14 protein-coding genes are annotated in these 15,535 nt (G+C 68.8%); 12 read left to right on the forward strand and 2 right to left on the reverse strand.

From position 1 onward, the window contains the following. Positions 1-5: 5 nt before the first annotated feature. On the reverse strand, positions 6-752 hold the full coding sequence (locus E5A74_RS20285; protein ID WP_135987450.1) for a class I SAM-dependent methyltransferase: 747 nt from the start codon (positions 750-752) through the stop codon (positions 6-8). A gap of 95 nt (positions 753-847) precedes the next feature. Between E5A74_RS20285 and uvrC the strand changes: the two genes are divergently transcribed. The 7 genes from uvrC to E5A74_RS20315 all read left to right on the forward strand — a co-directional run bounded on the left by uvrC (position 848) and on the right by E5A74_RS20315 (position 10,771). Beyond that, entirely contained in the window at positions 848-2,770 is a 1,923-nt protein-coding gene (gene uvrC / locus E5A74_RS20290; protein WP_135987451.1) for an excinuclease ABC subunit UvrC, read from the forward strand. 56 nt (positions 2,771-2,826) lie between these two features. Beyond that, positions 2,827-5,622: a DUF3857 domain-containing protein gene (locus tag E5A74_RS20295; protein WP_135987452.1), complete on the forward strand. Its 2,796-nt coding sequence runs from the start codon at positions 2,827-2,829 to the stop codon at positions 5,620-5,622. Between the two features lie 41 nt (positions 5,623-5,663). After that, positions 5,664-6,620 (forward strand): polysaccharide deacetylase family protein, encoded by a 957-nt coding sequence (locus tag E5A74_RS21155; RefSeq protein ID WP_206365933.1) that lies wholly within the window; start codon positions 5,664-5,666, stop codon positions 6,618-6,620. Beyond that, entirely contained in the window at positions 6,617-7,558 is a 942-nt protein-coding gene (locus E5A74_RS20300) for a GNAT family N-acetyltransferase (RefSeq protein WP_240699911.1), read from the forward strand. The genes E5A74_RS21155 and E5A74_RS20300 overlap by 4 nt, the downstream gene beginning before the upstream one ends. A gap of 146 nt (positions 7,559-7,704) precedes the next feature. Beyond that, positions 7,705-8,436: a DNA repair protein RecO gene (gene recO, locus E5A74_RS20305; RefSeq protein WP_135987454.1), complete on the forward strand. Its 732-nt coding sequence runs from the start codon at positions 7,705-7,707 to the stop codon at positions 8,434-8,436. Positions 8,437-8,618: 182 nt separating this feature from the next. Next, entirely contained in the window at positions 8,619-9,671 is a 1,053-nt protein-coding gene (gene leuB, locus E5A74_RS20310) for a 3-isopropylmalate dehydrogenase (protein WP_135987455.1), read from the forward strand. After that, positions 9,671-10,771, forward strand: a complete 1,101-nt coding sequence (locus E5A74_RS20315) for a glycosyltransferase (protein WP_135987497.1) — start codon at positions 9,671-9,673, stop codon at positions 10,769-10,771. Before leuB ends, E5A74_RS20315 begins: the two co-directional genes overlap by 1 nt. Before the next feature lie 151 nt (positions 10,772-10,922). On the opposite strand, the gene E5A74_RS20320 is transcribed toward E5A74_RS20315, so the two are convergent. After that, entirely contained in the window at positions 10,923-12,221 is a 1,299-nt protein-coding gene (locus tag E5A74_RS20320; protein ID WP_135987456.1) for a phospholipid carrier-dependent glycosyltransferase, read from the reverse strand. Between the two features lie 83 nt (positions 12,222-12,304). Here E5A74_RS20320 and E5A74_RS20325 point away from each other — a divergent pair, with 83 nt between their 5' ends. The 5 genes from E5A74_RS20325 to E5A74_RS20345 are packed head-to-tail and all read left to right on the forward strand — an operon-like array spanning position 12,305 to position 15,499. Then, positions 12,305-13,510, forward strand: a complete 1,206-nt coding sequence (locus E5A74_RS20325; protein ID WP_135987457.1) for a trans-sulfuration enzyme family protein — start codon at positions 12,305-12,307, stop codon at positions 13,508-13,510. 11 nt (positions 13,511-13,521) lie between these two features. After that, complete coding sequence (gene apaG, locus E5A74_RS20330) at positions 13,522-13,920, forward strand: Co2+/Mg2+ efflux protein ApaG (RefSeq protein WP_135987498.1); 399 nt, start codon at positions 13,522-13,524, stop codon at positions 13,918-13,920. Continuing rightward, complete coding sequence (locus E5A74_RS20335; protein ID WP_135987458.1) at positions 13,917-14,708, forward strand: LysR family transcriptional regulator; 792 nt, start codon at positions 13,917-13,919, stop codon at positions 14,706-14,708. The genes apaG and E5A74_RS20335 overlap by 4 nt, the downstream gene beginning before the upstream one ends. After that, positions 14,692-15,258 carry a GNAT family N-acetyltransferase gene (locus tag E5A74_RS20340; protein ID WP_135987459.1) on the forward strand — a complete coding sequence of 189 codons (567 nt, stop codon included), beginning with the start codon at positions 14,692-14,694 and terminating at the stop codon, positions 15,256-15,258. Before E5A74_RS20335 ends, E5A74_RS20340 begins: the two co-directional genes overlap by 17 nt. Next, a complete protein-coding gene (locus E5A74_RS20345) occupies positions 15,245-15,499 on the forward strand; it encodes a hypothetical protein (RefSeq protein ID WP_135987460.1) in 255 nt (84 codons plus the stop codon). The genes E5A74_RS20340 and E5A74_RS20345 overlap by 14 nt, the downstream gene beginning before the upstream one ends. Positions 15,500-15,535 lie beyond the last annotated feature (36 nt).

Genomic DNA, 15,535 nt, shown 5'->3' on the forward strand with positions numbered 1-15,535 from the left:
CCCGGTCAGCGCGGCTTGCGGAAGCGGAAGACGAACTGATCGGTCTTGCCGCGGATCGACGGGTCGAACACGATCGCGGTGTGCGGATCGGCCGGATTGGCGAGGATCGGCAGGCTGGCCTCGAACTTGAAGCCGGCGCTCTCGATTTCCGCGCGTGCGGCGGCGGGATCGATCCGGTGCAGCTTGTCGGGCACCGCGAAGCCGGGATCGCTCGCGGCAACATGATCGACCACGAGCAGCACGCCGCCGGGCTTGAGATTGTCATAGAGCCGCTTCGCCATCGCCGCGGCGAAACCGGGGGGCGACATCTTCAAGTGGAGATCGTGCCAGTTCTGCACGGTGATGATCGCGTCGAGCGGCTCGGCGAACTTCACCGTGGCGAGCGAATCGCTGAGCGGCGTGACATTGGCATAGCCGGCGACCGCGGTTTTCTGCTCGTCGGCATAGGCGGCGCGGAACTGGATGAACTCGGCGGGCTGATAGGCATAGACATGCCCCTTGTCGCCGACGGTCTTCGCGAGAATGCGCGTGAAATAGCCACCGCCCATGATGAAGTCGGCCACCCGATCGCCCGGCTTGATCCCGGCAAAGGCAAGCAGCTCGCCCGGGTGCCGCGCCGCATCTCGCTCCTTGTCGGCGGCCGGACGGCCCGGATCGGCGAGCGCGGCGGTGATCGGTGCGGGAACGGTCTGGGCGCTCGCGGCGAGCGGCACGGCGAGCGCGAGCAGGGCAGTGGACACGAGCAGTTTCACGGCGACTCTCCCACAGTGTTTGAGCGCACTATGACACGTTAATATGACCGTTCAAGTTGCCCGGAATTCCGGGCGCGCCTACATCGCATCGGACGATGTCCGATCCCAATTCCCCGAACCGATTCAACGAGGAAAAGGCCACCTATGCGGTTCGCGGCGCCGATGCGCCCGATCTCGACGCGGGGGTGGCGGCGATCCGCAACGTGCTGAAGACGTTGCCGGTGCGCCCCGGCGTCTATCGCATGCAGGATGCGCGCGGCGACGTGCTCTATGTGGGCAAGGCGCGCGCGCTGAAGAACCGGGTGACCAACTACACCCAGGTGATGCGGCTGTCGAAGCGGCTCCAGCGGATGGTGGCGCAGACCCGGTCGATGACGATCGTGACGACCAACAACGAGGCCGAGGCGCTGCTGCTCGAGGCGCAGCTGATCAAGCGCTATCGCCCGCCCTACAACGTGCTGCTGCGCGACGACAAAAGCTTCCCGTTCATCCTGCTGCGGCAAGATCACGCGTTCGCCCGCGTCCAGCTCCATCGCGGCGCGCGGCGCTACAAGGGCGATTATTTCGGGCCGTTCGCGGGGGCGGGGCAAGTGCGCAAGACGCTCAACGCGCTGCAGAAGCTGTTCCTGCTGCGCTCGTGCACCGACGGCTTCTTCGCGACGCGCGACCGGCCGTGCCTGCTCTACCAGATCCGCCGCTGCTCGGCGCCGTGCGTCGGGCGGATCGACGAGGCCGGCTATGCCGAGCTGGTGGGCGATGCGCGCGACTTCCTCCAGGGCAAGAAGACCCAGGTCCAGGCCAAGCTGGGCGAGCAGATGCAGGCCGCGGCGGCGAATCTCGATTTCGAGCTGGCGGCGATCCTGCGCGATCGGCTGAAGGCGCTGACCTTCATCCAGGGCAGCCAGGCGATCAACGCCGAGGGCGTCGGCGACGTCGATATCTTCGCGCTCGCCTGCAAATCGGGGGTGATGGGCATCCAGGCCTTCTTCATCCGCGGCGGGCAGAATTGGGGGCATCGCAGCTTCTTCCCCGCGCACACCGCCGAGGTGCCCGAGGACGAAGTGCTCAGCCAGTTCCTGATGCAATTCTACGAGGAGGTGCCGCCGCCGAGGACGATCTTCGTCGACCGCAATCTGGAGGAGGCGAAGCTGCTCAGCGAGGCGCTGGCCGAGCGCGCGGGGCACAAGGTCGCGCTGGGCGTGCCGCAGCGGGGCCCAAGGCGTCGGCTGCTCGAACAGGCGCAGCGCAACGCCGTCGAGGCGCTCGATCGACGACTGGCCGAGGGGACGACGCAGGCCAGGCTGCTTGCCGAGATCGCCGACATTTTCGAGCTGCCCGAGCCGCCCGAGCGGATCGAGATCTACGACAATAGCCATATCCAGGGCACCAGCGCGCTCGGCGCGATGGTCGTGGCGGGTCCAGAGGGCTTCCAGAAGAACCAGTATCGCAAGTTCAACATGAAGCGCCCCGAGACGATCGCCGGCGACGATTACGGGATGATGCGCGAGATGTTCGGCCGCCGCTTCGCCCGCGCGCAGGAAGAGGATCCCGATCGGCAGGGCGAGACTTGGCCCGATCTGGTGCTGATCGACGGCGGGCGCGGCCAGCTCAACGCGGTGAAGGGTGTGCTCGAGGATCTCGGCATCGAGGATGTCTGCCTCGTCGGCGTCGCCAAGGGGCCGCATCACGGGCGCGAGGGGCGCGAGGTGTTCCATTTGATGGACGGGCGCGAGCTGACGTTGCCGGTCAATTCGCCCTTGCTGTTCTACATCCAGCGGCTGCGCGACGAGGCGCATCGCTTCGCGATCGGCGCGCATCGCGACAAGCGCAGCAAGGCGATCGGCGCGAGCCCGCTCGACGAGGTCCCCGGGATCGGCCCGGCGCGCAAGAAAGCGCTGCTGATGCACTTCGGCACCGCGCGCGCGGTGCGTTCGGCGAGCCTCGAGGATCTGCAGAAGGCGCCGGGCGTGTCACGGGCGATGGCGCAGCAGCTCTACGATTATTTTCATACGCGCTGAGCGCTTGCTCCCCGCCGCCGAGCCGGTACATTTAGCGGGTTACACGGGGGTTTTTCATGATCGTTCGCGGAGTTACCGCAGTCGTATTGCTGTGCGGCGCCAGTGCCGCATGGGCCGGAGACAAGCCGCTCTATCAGCCGCGGCCCGATTGGGTGGTGGCGGCCGTCGAGCCCGATTTCGCCAGGCTGGGCGACAGTGATCCGGCCATCCTCATCCTCGATCAGCAGCAGCGGATGCGCGACGGCGAGGTCCGCTCCTATGTCGATCAGGCGATGCGCGTCTCCTCGGCGCAGATGCTCACCGATATTGGACAGGTGAAGCTGCAGTGGCAACCCGACGAGGGCGATCTGATCGTCCATCGCGCGGAGATCATCCGCGGCGCCGAGCATATCGATCTGATCGCCACCGGGCAGCGCCTGCAGGTGCTGCAGCGCGAGGAGCAGATGGAGCAGCTCCAGCTGAACGGCACGCTCACCGCGACGATGGCGGTGGAGGGCCTGCGCGTCGGCGACGTGCTGCGGCTGACCTATACGGTGACCAGCCGCGACAAGGCGCTGCAGGGCAATGTGCAGGCGTTTCAGCCGCTGGTCGCCGAGCCGATGCGGGCGCGGTTCGCGCGGACGCGTTTCTCTTGGCCGACGGGCAACCCGATCAAATGGCGCGCCTCGCCCGAGGCGCTGCACCCCGCGGTGGTGAGCAAGGACGGGTTCGATACCGTCGAGATCGCCTTGCCGCTGGCGAAGCAGCCCGATCTGCCCGCGGATGCGCCGCTGCGCTTCCGCCCCATGCCGCTGCTCGAAGCGTCGAGCTTCGCCGATTGGGCGGCGGTGTCGAAGGTGCTCGCGCCGCTCTACGACACGCAGGGGCGGATCGCGCCCGGCAGCCCGCTCGCGGGCGAAGTGGCGAAGATCGCCGCGCGGACGACCGATCCGCGCGCGCGCGCGGCGTTCGCGCTGCGGCTGGTGCAGGACGAGGTGCGCTATCTGTTCAGGGGGATGGACGGCGGCAACTACATCCCCCAGCAACCGGCCCAGACCTGGTCGCTGCGCTATGGCGACTGCAAGGCCAAGACGCTGCTGCTGCTGTCGCTGCTCCGCGAGCTGGGGATCGAGGCCGAGGCGGTCGCGGCCAATAGCGGGCTGGGCGATCAGGTGCCGCAGCGACTGCCGGCGCCGGGCGCGTTCGACCATGTGCTGGTCCGCGCGGTGATCGACGGCAAGTCGCTCTGGCTCGACGGCACGAGCAGCGGGACGCGGCTCGCCGATCTCGACGACACGCCGTCCTTCCGCAATGTGCTGCCGCTGCGCCCCGCCGGTGCCGGATTGCTGGCGATCGAGGCGCGCGCGGCGGCGCGGCCGATCGCCGAGGTCGATGTCGAGCTCGACCAGCGCGCCGGGCTCAATCTGCCGGCGCTGTTCACCGCGACCTCGACGCTGCGCGGCCCGCTCGCGGCGATGATGCAGGGTGCATCGAGCCAGGTCGGCAAGGAGCAGATCGAGCAAGGCGCGCAGGCGATGGTCAACCAGCTGTTCGGCGACGCGCTGCTCAGCGAGGCGGCGATCCGCTACGATGCCGAGACGGCGACCGCGCAGATCATCGCGCACGGCCTCGTCGGGACGCCGTGGCGGATGACCGACGGGCGCTACCGGCTCACGCTCGACAAGACGATCGACCAGATCAATTTCCAGCCCGACCGCGCCCGGCCGGCGTGGAAGGACATTCCCGTCGCCAATGGCGATATCGGGACGGCGCGATACCGCGTCCGGATACAGCTTCCCGACGCCGGCGCGAACTATGCGCTCGACGGGGATCAGACCTTTCCCGCCCCGATCGGCGGCGCGCATATCCTGCGCAAGGCGAGCCTCGCCAATGGCCTGATCACGCTCGACGATCGCATCGAGACGCTCGGCACCGAGATCGCGCCCGCGGACATCGCCGCGACGCGCGCGCAAGTGGCGCTGGCCAAGTCGCGACTGCTCAGCGCGGTCGCGCCGGAGGCCTATCCGGCGCGCTGGAAGGCAGTCGAGGCGGCGCGCCGCAACGGCAGCTTCGATCGGCTGTTCGCGGCCTATGGCAAGGTGATCGCCAAGGACGCCAAGGACGCCAACGGCTATCGCAACCGCGGATCGTTTCTCGCCGGGATCTGGGACTGGAAGGCGGCTGCCGCCGATTACGGCAAGGCGATCGAGATCGAGCCCGATGGCGATCTCTATCTCGCGCGGTCGCACACCCGGCAGGCGCTGCGCGACGATGCCGGCGCGCTCGCCGACGCCGAAGCCGCGCTCGCGCTCGATCCGTCCTCGACCGCCGCGATCGATCAGGTCGCGAGCCTGCGGTTCCGCAAGGGCGAGCGCGATGCGGCGCTGACCATGGTCGCCGAGCGGATCGCGGCGGGCGGCAAGGAGGAGCTCGGGCTGGTCGGGCTCCAGTCGCAATTGCTCGGCGAGGCGGGGCGCGCCGAGGAAGGCGTGGCAGTGCTCGACGCGGCGATCAAGGCGACGCCGGGCAAGGCCGATCTGTTCAACAGCCGCTGCTGGCTCAAGGCGACGATGCAGATCGCGCTCGACACCGCGCTCAAGGATTGCACGCGCGGCATCGAAATGGCCGAGCAGCCGGCGTCGATCTACGACAGCCGGGCGATGGTCTATTTCCGCATGGGCCGGCTCGACGACGCGCTCGCGGATCTCAACGCGGCGCTCGAAGTGGCGCCGAGCCAGGGCGCGAGCCTGTATTTGCGCGGGATCGTCCGCCGGCGCATGAACGACAAGGCCGGTGAGGAGGATCTCGCCGCGGCGCGGCTGATGTGGCCGCGGATCGACGAGGATTATGCGCGCTACGGCATCAAGCCCTAGCGATTGGGAGTTTCTTCACTCGCGGATAATAGGAAGGGAGCATGCCGACCCGCGTCTTCCTGACTGTCGATACCGAGCTGATGTGGCGCCATCACTGCGCCGGGCTCGACGTCGCCACGATCGTCCAGCGCTCGCTCGAGCCCGCCGCGGTGGGGGTTGGCTGGCAGCTGGCGCAGCTCGCGGCGCACCGACTCAAGGCGTGTTTCTTCGTCGATCCGATGCCGGCGCTTGTCTATGGCCTCGAGCCGATCCGCCGCGTGGTGGGATCGATCCTCGAGGCGGGGCAGGAAGTGCAGCTGCACCTCCATCCCAACTGGACCGGCGCGCAGGCGGGCGATCGCGGCGCGGCGTACGGGCCGTTCGAGCTGATCGACTATAGCCTCGCCGAGCAGGTCGATCTGATCGCCGGCGCGGCGGACATGCTGACCGCCGCGGGCGCGCCCGATCCGATCGCGTTCCGCTCGGGCTCCTATTCGGCGAGCGACGACACGCTGGCGGCGCTGGCCCGGCTCGAGTTCGTCTATGATTCGAGCCACAATGGCTCCGAGCACCCCTGGCCGAGCGCGATCAGCCTCGCACCGCGCCAGATCGCCCCGGTCGCGCATCACGGGGTGATCGAAGTGCCGGTGACCCTGATCGAGGACCAGCGCGGGCATCTGCGTCACTTCCAGATCTGCGCGCTCTCCACCGGAGAAATGAAGGCGGCGCTCGATCATGCCGCGCGCGAAGGCCATGCCGCGGTGACGATCGTCAGCCATGGCTTCGAGCTCGCCAATCGCGCGGGGACACGCGCCAACGCGGTGCATGTCCGCCGCTTCGAGGCCTTGTGCCGGATGCTCGCCGAGCGGCGCGAAACGCTTCCGACCGCGCATTTCGCCGACCGGCCCGCGCTCGCGCTGGGGCAGGGCGATCAGCCGCTCGCGCCCAGCCTGTTCCGCACCCGGCTGCGCCAGGCCGAGCAGCTCTGGTCGAACTGGGTCGAGGAGCGCGCGGCGTGAACGCGGTGCGCGAAGTGACTGCCGCGCCGCAACCGGTGCGGCTCAAGTTCGAGATCGGCGCGCGGACGCTGCTGGCCGTGCGGCGATCGCTGGTGCGCGTGCCGCTGACGCTCGCCGAGGCGCGCAGCGGGCTGGTGCCGGCGCTGCCCGCGCTCGACCGAAGCGCGGACGGCTATCTGGTGACCTCGCTGCCCGCGGATCGGATCGCGGCGCTCGCCGCCGGCGCGGGTGGCATGCTGGCTTTCGTGCGGCAGCGCTACACGCGCTATCATCTCGATTTCGCCGGGGATTATGACGGCTGGTTCGCCAGCCTGTCGTCGAACGCGCGGCAAGGACTGCGCCGGAAAGCGAAGAGGATCGCGGCGGCCTCCGGCGGCGCGCTCGACGTGCGGCGCTTCCGCACGGCCGAGGAACTGGCGGCGTTCCATCCGATCGCGCGGGCGATCTCGGCGACGACCTATCAGGAACGGCTGCTAGATTCGGGGCTGCCCGAAGGCCCGGAATTCGTCGACACGATGTTGCGGCGTGCCGCAGCGGATCAGGTGCGGGCGTGGCTGCTCTACATCGCAGGTTCGCCGGCGGCGTATCTCTACTGTCCGATCGAGGGCGACACCGTGATCTATGCCCATGTCGGGCATGATCCGAAATCCAATGATTGGTCGCCCGGCGCGGTGCTCCAGCTCGAGGCGATGCAGGACCTGTTCGGCGAGCGGCGCTTCGCGGCGTTCGACTTCACCGAGGGAGAAGGCCAGCACAAGCGCCAGTTCGCCACCGGCGGGGTGGCGTGCGTCGACCTGCTGCTGCTGCGGCCGACGCTGGCGAACCGGGCGGTGATGACGGCTTTGGCTGCGTTCGACGCGAGCGTGGCGGCGGCCAAGCGGGTCGTGCAGGGCGCCGGGCTGGCGGGATTCGCGAAAAGGCTGCGGCGAGGCAGTTAGAAATCCTCTCCCGGAGGGAAAGGGGACCAGCGAAGCTGGTGGAGAGGTAGTCTCCACGAGCGAGAACCATGCCCTTGGGGCGACTACCCCTCCACCGCTTCGCGGTCCCCCTCCCCCTCCGGGGGAGGATTGTCTAAGTCCGTTCCATGCATCTGCGCGCCCAAGCCATTCTTCTCGCGGTCCGCGCGCATGGCGAGCACGGCGCGATCGTGCGGGCGCTCACCGAGGAGCATGGGCTTCAGCCGGGCTATGTCCGCGGTGGACGCTCGCGCGCGCTGCGGCCGGTGCTCCAGCCGTCGAACCTCGTGCTCGGCGAATGGCGGTCGCGCACCGAGGAGCAGCTTGCCGGGCTCACCGTCGAGCTGATCCACAGCCGCGCGCCGCTGTTCGGCGAGCCCTTGCCCGCGGCGGCGCTGCAATGGGCGACCGCGCTGACCGCGGCGGTGCTCCCCGACGCGCAGCCCTATCCGCGGCTCTGGTCGGCGCTCGACGGGCTGCTCTCGGCGATCGAGGCGGCGCCGGCGGCGCGGGGATGGGCGGTGGCGCTGGTGCGCTACGAATTGCTGCTGCTCGCCGAGCTCGGCTTCGGGCTCGACCTCGAGCGCTGCGCGGCGACCGGAAGCCGCGAGGAACTGGTCTTCGTCAGCCCGAAGAGCGGGATCGCTGTGAGCCGGATCGGCGCCGCGGGCTATGAGCGCCAGTTGCTCCGCCTGCCGCGCTTCCTCACCGAAGGCGGCGCGGCGGAATGGGACGATATCGTCGACGGGCTGCGCCTCACCGGCCATTTCCTCCAGCGCGATCTGCTGATCGGCAAGGGCGCCGAGATCGTCGCGGCGCGGGCGCGGCTGGTGGATCGGCTGATGCGGGCGGTTGCGTAACCGGGCAGGGGTGGGCAAAGCGGCACGGAACTCCCCTCCCTGCAAGGGAGGGGTTGGGGGTGGGTTGCGAGCGGAGCGAGCACCTGCGCGCGCCAAAGCGCCGAACGGGGCATCGAGCCCCGTCCGGCGCTGGACCCACCCCTGACCCCTCCCTTTCAGGGAGGGGGAATAAGGGAAAAAGAATGCCGCTGATTGCTGTTCTGCCCGGCGACGGGATCGGGCCCGAAGTCACCACCCAGGCGCGCCGCGTGCTCGAAGCGCTCGATCTCGGGCTTCAGTTCGAGGAAGCGCCGGTCGGCGGCGCGGCCTATCTGGTCTCCGGGCGGCCGCTTCCCCCCGAGACGCTGACGCTCGCCAAGCGCGCCAACGCCGTGCTGTTCGGCGCGATCGGCGATCCGCGCTTCGAGGCGCTCGAACGCCAGCTCCGCCCCGAGGCGGCGTTGCTCGGTATCCGTCGCGAGCTCGGCCTGTTCGCCAATATCCGCCCGGCGACGCTGTTCCCGGGGCTCGAATCGGCGACCTCGCTCAAGCCCGAAGCCGTCGCGGGGCTCGACATCGTCATCGTCCGCGAGCTCGTCGGCGACGTCTATTTCGGCGAGAAGGGTCGGCGTCACAATGCCGAGGGCCTGCGCCAGGGCTATGACGTGATGAGCTACAACGAAGCCGAGGTCGAGCGCATCGCCCGGGTCGGCTTCGAGATGGCGAAGCGGCGCAAGAAGAAGCTCTGCTCGGTCGACAAGGCCAATGTGCTCGAGACCTCGCAGCTGTGGCGCGACGTGGTCAACGAAATGAGCACGCAATATCCTGAAATCGAATTGACCCACATGTATGTCGATAACGCCGCGATGCAGCTCGTCCGCCAGCCCAACGCATTCGATGTGATCGTCACCGGCAATCTGTTCGGCGACATCCTGTCCGATCAGGCGAGCATGTGCGCGGGCTCGATCGGGATGCTGCCTTCGGCGTCGCTGCGCGCGTGGAGCGGCGACAACGGCATGTACGAGCCGATCCACGGCAGCGCGCCTGACATCGCCGGGCAGGGCAAGGCCAATCCCTGCGCCGCGATCCTGTCGGCGGCGATGCTGCTCCGCCACAGCCTGAGCGACGAGGCTTCGGCGCAGCGCGTCGAGAAGGCCGTTGCGGGCGCGCTGGCGAAGGGCGCGCGCACCGCCGATCTCGGCGGTAGCCTGAGCACGACCGAGATGGGCGACGCGGTGCTGCGGGAGCTGGTGTGATCCCCGACCTGCTCGAGCTCGCGGTCGTCATCCCGACGTTCAACGAGCGGGCGAACGTGCCCGTGCTCATTGCGAAGCTCGATCAGGCGCTGGCGGGGCGCAACTGGGAAGCGATCTTCGTCGACGACGACAGCCCCGACGGCACCGCCGCGGCGGCGCGCGAGCTGGGCCGGCTCGACAAGCGCGTGCGGGTGATCCAGCGGATCGGTCGGCGCGGGCTCTCCTCGGCGTGTATCGAGGGGATGTGCGCGACCGCCGCGCCGTTCGTCGCGGTGATCGACGGCGATCTGCAGCATGACGAGACGATCCTGCCGGCGATGCTCGACGCGCTGGAAGGGGACGACGGCCTCGAAGTCGTGGTCGGCTCGCGCTTCGTCGCGGGCGGCGGCACCGGCGAATGGGACCGCGACCGCGTCGCCAAATCGGCGTTCGCGACGAAGCTGTCGCGGCAGGTGCTGAAGGCCGATCTCAGCGATCCGATGAGCGGCTTCTTCATGATCCGCACCCAGATCGTCCGCGATCTGGTGCCGACGCTGTCGGGGATCGGTTTCAAGATCCTGCTCGACATCATGACCGCGGCGCCGCACCCGCTCAAATTCCGCGAGCTGCCCTACACCTTCCGCATCCGTACCGAAGGCGAGAGCAAGCTCGATCACGTCGTCGCGATGGAATATCTGATCGCGCTGTACGACCGGATGTTCGGTAAGGTCGTGCCGGTGCGGTTCGCGATGTTCTCGGCGATCGGGGCGCTGGGCGCGGCAGTGCATTTCGTCGTGCTGGGGGCGCTGTTCCGCCTGCTCGGCTGGCCCTTCGTCACCGGGACGATCGTCGCCACCGTGGTCGCGATGACCTTCAACTTCTTCCTCAACAACGCGCTCACCTATCGCGAGCAAAGGCTCAAGGGCGCGAAGGAACTGATCGGCGGCTGGGTAAGCTTCTGCCTCGTCTGCGCAGTGGGCGCGGCGGCCAATGTCGGCGTCTCGGCGTTCCTCCACGATGTCCAGCATGGCGACTGGCGGCTCTCGGCGCTGGCCGGGATCGCGGTGGCGGCGGTGTGGAATTTCGCGCTGTCGTCGCGCTTCACCTGGGGCCGCTACTGAAGGTCCCTCTCCCCTTGTGGGAGAGGGAGGGAGCCGATGAAATCGGCGGAAGGGTGAGGGGGGGTGTGTCCTGAGACACAGGCCCCTCATCCTTCCCACTGCTTCGCAGCGGGCCCCTTCCTTCTCCCACGAGGGGAGAAGGAAATTCGATTCACAACCAGCCCGGGAACCACATCCATTTGCGGAAGCCCTGTGCGTCGGACAGCGCCGAGGCAGCGAGGATCGGGTAGAAATAGAGGAAGGCGAGCAGCGAGGCGGCGACGAACCATTCCTCGCGCCCCTTGTCGCGTCCGCGGTCGAAATGGTGGAAGGCCGCGGCCAGCGCGAGGCACAGGAAGATCGCCGACAGGTGATAATAATAATAGAAGCCGAGCGACTTGGGGATGACGACATAGATGCCGAGGCTGGCGATCCACAGCAGCGCGATCGCCCCCGGCCGGATCGCGTGCTCGCGCAGCCACGCCCATAGGCAGGCGAGCACCGCGACCAATCCGCCCCACATGATCAGCGGATTGCCGATCAGCAGCACGCCGCGCTGCGCGCCGGCGTCCCATTCGTAGAAATACCAGATCGGGCGGAGCATCAACGGCCAGCTCCACCAGTCCGACTGATAGGTGTGCCTGGCCAGCACCTGCGTCTGGAGCGCGTACATTTCCTGCTGGAGCGGGATCAGCCGGGCGAAGGTGAGCGGATCGCGCTCGTAGAAGAAGGCCGGGAAGAAGGTCGCGAAATAGGTGGCGATGCTAACCCCGCCGAGGATCAGCAAGCCGGGGAGAAGGCCGAGCCCGGGCCAGTGGGGCTGGTCCTTGCCCGACAAGGCCGACGCCAGCGGGTTTTTGGCGCGGCGGGCATCGCGCAGGCGGATGACGATGAAGGCGAAACCAGCGAGCGCGACATAAGGGATCGCCGCCCATTTGGTGCCGACCGCGAGCCCGAGCAGCACCGCCGCGCCGATCCAGCGGCGCTTCACTTGCGGCGGCGGCCCCTTCATCGCCCAGAGCATCAACACCATCGCCCAGAGCAGGAAGGCGCCGAGAAAGATGTCGAGCATCGCAGTGCGCGCCTGGACATAGACGCTCTGGTTGAGCGTGGTGAGAATGGCTGCGACCAGCGCGGCGCGCATCGAGCCGAGCAGCAGCCAGAGGAAGGCGAAGGCACCGAGCACGGTGGCTGTGCCGGCGAGCGTGGTGAAGGCGCGCCAGCCGAACGGGTTGTCGCCGAACAGCACGATGCCGGCGCCGATCAGCTCCTTGCCGACCAGCGGATGCTCGATGTTGCGCGGCCCCTCGCGATCGAGCAGCGCCTGCGCGGCGGGGACGTAATGGACCTCGTCGAACATGATCCGGCTCGGCCGGTCGAGATGGACGGTGAACAGGGTCTGGGCGGCGAGCCCCAGCAGCAACGCGACGAGCCAGGGGCGGGTGCGGAGGGCCTTGAGGCGATCGAGCATGGCCCTTGCCTAAACGATCATTTCACCCGCGTCATGCCGGTCTTGGTTGACGGGAGGCGCCCCGCGCCTGCAAAGCGATTTGCATGAAACGCCGTACCGGACAGGACCGTAGCGTCACGCGCAACTGGAAGCCCGCAACCCAGGCGATCCGCGGCGGCACCATGCGCTCCGACTTCGGCGAGACCAGCGAAGCGCTCTTCCTCACCTCGGGCTATGCCTATGACTGCGCCGGCGACGCCGCCGCGCGCTTCGCGGGCGAGCAGCAGGGCATGACCTATTCGCGCCTGCAGAACCCGACGGTGCAGATGCTCGAGGAGCGGATCGCGCTGCTCGAGGGCGCCGAGGCCTGCCGGACGATGGCATCGGGCATGGCGGCGATGACCGCGGCTCTGCTCTGCCAGCTCGAGGCGGGCGACCATCTCGTCGGCGGCCGCGCGGCGTTCGGCTCGTGCCGCTGGCTGACCGATACGCTGCTGCCCAAGTTCGGCATCCAGACCACGATCGTCGACGCGCGCGACGCGCAGCAATTCGCGGATGCGGTCCGGCCGAACACCAAGGTGTTCTTCTTCGAGACCCCGGCCAATCCGACGATGGACGTGGTCGATCTCGAGGCGGTGTGCGGCATCGCGAAGAAGCACGGCGTCACCACCGTGGTCGACAATGCCTTCGCCACCCCCGCGCTCCAGCGCCCGCTCGAGTTCGGCGCCGATGTCGTCGCCTATTCGGCGACCAAGATGATGGACGGGCAGGGCCGCGTGCTCGCCGGCGCCGTCACCGGCAGCGAGAAGTTCATCAACGAGACGCTGCTCGCCTTCACCCGCAACACCGGGCCGACGCTGAGCCCGTTCAACGCCTGGGTAGTGCTCAAGGGACTCGAGACGCTCGATCTGCGCATCCATCGGCAGAGCGAGAACGCGCTGAAGGTCGGCCGCTTCCTCGAAGGACGGGTGCCGCGGATCAACTTCCCGGCGCTGCCGAGCCATCCGCAGCACAATCTGTTCTCGCGGCAGATGAGCGCCGCCGGTTCGATCTTCTCGTTCGAAGTCGAGGGGCGGACGCAGGCACATGCGCTACTCGACGCGCTCGCGCTGATCGACATCTCGAACAATATCGGCGATTCGCGTTCGCTGATGACGCATCCTTCGTCGACGACGCATTACGGCGTCGCCGAGGACAAGCGGATCGAGATGGGCGTGACCGAAGGCATGCTGCGGCTCAATGTCGGCCTCGAGGATCCCGACGACCTGATCGCCGATCTCGATCAGGCGCTGGGGCAGGTCGGCCTGTGAGCGACGCGGTGATGAAGGCGCTGTTCGCCGACGAGGCCGAGACTCGCGGCATCGTGGTGCGCGTCTCCGTCTCCTATCTGCCCGAACAGTCCGAACCCCAGCGCGGCCGCTGGTTCTGGGCCTATCACATCCGCATCGAGAACAAGGGCGAACACAGCGTCCAGCTGCTCACCCGCCACTGGGTGATCACCGACGGGCGCGGCGCGCGGCATACAGTCGAAGGCGAGGGCGTGGTCGGCGAGCAGCCGATGATCGAGCCCGGCGCGAGCTTCGACTATGTCTCGGGCTGCCCGCTCTCGACGCCGACCGGCAACATGCAGGGCAGCTATCACATGATCGGCGAGGACGGCGCGGCGTTCGACGTGGCGATCCCCAAATTCGCGCTGATCGCGCCGGCGGTGACCGGATGAAGCGGACCCATCTCCCGCTCAACGGCCTGCGCGTGCTCGACGCTGCGGCGCGGCACCTCTCGTTCACCCGCGCCGCCGACGAGCTGGCGGTGACTCCCGCGGCGGTAGGGCAGCAGATTCGCGCGCTCGAGGATACGCTGGGCGTGGTGCTGTTCCGCCGCACCACCAAGGGGCTCGAACTCACTCCCGAGGCCGAGGCCGGGCTCGCCGCGCTGCGCGCCGGCTTCCTCCAGTTCGAGGAATCGGTGCGGGCGATGCAGGCCGGGCAATCGTCCAAGTCGCTGACCATCGCGGCGCCGCGAGACCTGACCGCCAAATGGCTGATGCCGCGGCTCGCCGAGATCGCGCGCGGCGATGGCGAGCTGCGCTTCATGCTGGTGCCCGCCGACGAGGCGATCGACTTCACCGAAGCCAATCTCGACCTAGCGATCCGCTGGGGCGAAGGCCCGGGCGAGCATGAGGGCGAGGCGCTGGAGAGCGACGGCATGGTCACCGTCGCGCGGCCGGGCGGCGGCGCCGACACGCCGATCGCCTGGGCCGGCTGCCTCGCCGAGGACGCCGGCTCGCTGGTCCGCGTCGCCGATGCCGGGCTGGCGGTCGACGCGGCGGCCGAGGGGCTGGGCCGGGCGACGGTGCCCGAGCTGATCGCGCGCGCCGACATCGCCTCGGGCCGGGTGGCGACGATCGGCGAGCCCAAATCGTCGCGGCTCGGCTATTGGCTGGTCGCGCCGCTGCCGCAATGGCGGCAGAAGAAGGTCAAGGCGCTGGTCGATGCGCTGGCCTCGTAGCCGGCCGACCGCTCCCGCCGGGCGTCCGACGCCGGTCCTGACGACGGCGCGGCTGCGGCTGCGCCCCGAAGCCTTTGAGGACGCCGAGGCGCTGCATCGCGCCTATTCCGACGCCACGAGCATGCGCTGGTGGACGCATGCGCCGTTCGAGACGCTCGACCAGACGCGCGCCGATCTCGCGCTGCCGCGGCCGGGATGGCGGCGCTGGATCGTCACCTGCCTGCCCTCGGACGTGGCGATCGGCTTCGTCGCCGTGGGCGAGAAGCGGCAAGGCAATGTCAGCGAGGTCGGCTACCTCTTCGTCCCCGATGCGCGGGGCAGCGGCTATGCCGGCGAGGCCGTGGCCGCGGTGATCGGCCAGATCTTTGCCGAGGGCCAGCGCAAGATCGTGGCGGATGTCGACCCCGACAACGCCGCCTCGCGCCGCCTGCTCGAACGGCTCGGCTTCCGGCTCGAGGGCATGCTGCGCGGCGAATGGGAGACGCATATCGGGGTGCGCGACACCGCGCTCTACGGCTTGCTCCGCGAGGACCGGCATGACGGCGCCTGACCTCGACGACCCCGCGCAGCGCGCCGCCTACCGGCAGGAGCTGCGCGGAATCGCGGTGGGGCCGCGGCGGGCGGGGATCCTCGTCGCGCTGGCCGGGGCGCTGCTGGTGCTGGCGCATCGCAAGGGGATCGAGGCCGTGCCCCTGTGGCTGGGCGTCGGGGTGCTCGGCCTCGGCGTGCTGATCCTGATCGCGGCGGTCTCGACCCGCACCGCCTATCATCGGGCGCGGATGCGGAACTAGGGCGCTGTAGGACGGTCGCGGCGGCATTTTGCAGGG

The sequence above is a fragment of the Sphingomonas naasensis genome, from assembly GCF_004792695.1.
In the GTDB taxonomy this organism is placed as follows: domain Bacteria; phylum Pseudomonadota; class Alphaproteobacteria; order Sphingomonadales; family Sphingomonadaceae; genus Sphingomonas; species Sphingomonas naasensis.